This is a genomic window from Finegoldia magna (assembly GCF_018371055.1).
Classification (GTDB): Bacteria; Bacillota; Clostridia; order Tissierellales; family Peptoniphilaceae; genus Finegoldia; species Finegoldia magna_I.
The window spans coordinates 1-1,042 of record NZ_JAGYZD010000382.1; the positions used below are offsets into that span (position 1 = coordinate 1).

A 1,042-nucleotide genomic window follows, 5' to 3' on the forward strand; every position below is an offset into this window, starting at 1 on the left:
AAAAGAGAAAGTCAAAAGGAAAGTAAAAGAAAAAGTAAAACCAAGCAAAAAAGATATGACCAGAGAAATCTAAGGGAGTAACGAAAAGTTACACCCTTAGATACCCAAAATAACAAGACTTCTGAAAAGCAGAAGTCCAGAATTCCGAAAATCGGAAATCAAGAATTTCGATTATCGAAATTCTTGAATACATCAATGTAGATAGGATATAAAATTGAATAAATGTAAAATTTATGATAAAATGACACTGATAATTGTTATCAACAGGAGATGAAAATGTTAAAAAAATTTTTTGAAAATGTAAAAAATCCTAAAAATAATTTCGGTGGTCGTTTCATGGTGAAAGGAATGAACGTTGGCCACGAAAAATTGGCGAAATGGGGCAGATCCTTTCTGCATATTAAAACCTCGGATGTAGTTTTAGATCTAGGATGTGGTGGTGGACGTAATGTTCAATACTTCTTAACAAAGGCTAAAAAAGTATATGGAATGGACTACTCTAAAACAAGTGTAGATATAGCAAGTTCAGTAAATAGCGAAGCTATAAGAGATGGCAGGTGTAAAATTATTGAAGCAGACGTGGCTAAGTTACCTTTTGAAGATGAATCCATAGATATAGTAACTGCCTTTGAAACCATTTATTTTTGGAAGAATATAGAAGTATCTTTTAGGGAAATTCATCGTGTACTAATTAAGGACGGTCAGTTTCTAATATGCAACGAAGGAGCATATAGAGAACATAAAAATATAAAAAAATGGGCGGATATGCTAGATTTTGAAGTTTATTCTCCCGAATATCTCACAGAAACATTGAATAAGATAGGATTTAAATGCGAATACCATCTGGACGAGGAAGAGCATCTAGTATTTTTAGCTAGAAAATTATAAAAAAATTTGTGAATAATGAAAAATAAATTTTAAGGAGAAGTAGAGAAAAAATCTGCTTCTTTTTTTATTGCAAGGAGGATTAGAATGGCAACAAACAAAAGATATTATTGGATAAAATTAAAAGAAGAATTTTTCACAGACAAAAGGATAAAAA

The 1,042-nt window shown here is 30.8% G+C and carries 1 protein-coding gene and 1 pseudogene; both read left to right on the forward strand.

The window, feature by feature from the left end:
• Nucleotides 1-276 precede the first annotated feature (276 nt).
• Nucleotides 277-888: a class I SAM-dependent methyltransferase gene (locus KHW44_RS10040; RefSeq protein ID WP_304069022.1), complete on the forward strand. Its 612-nt coding sequence runs from the start codon at nucleotides 277-279 to the stop codon at nucleotides 886-888.
• Nucleotides 889-972: 84 nt separating this feature from the next.
• A pseudogene (locus KHW44_RS10195) lies at nucleotides 973-1,042 on the forward strand (replication protein); the annotation flags it as partial.

What these genes read in the sequence shown, in the direction of transcription:
- KHW44_RS10040 (WP_304069022.1), top strand. Translation starts at nt 277, where the DNA reads ATGTTAAAAAAATTTTTTGAAAATGTAAAAAATCCTAAAAATAATTTC.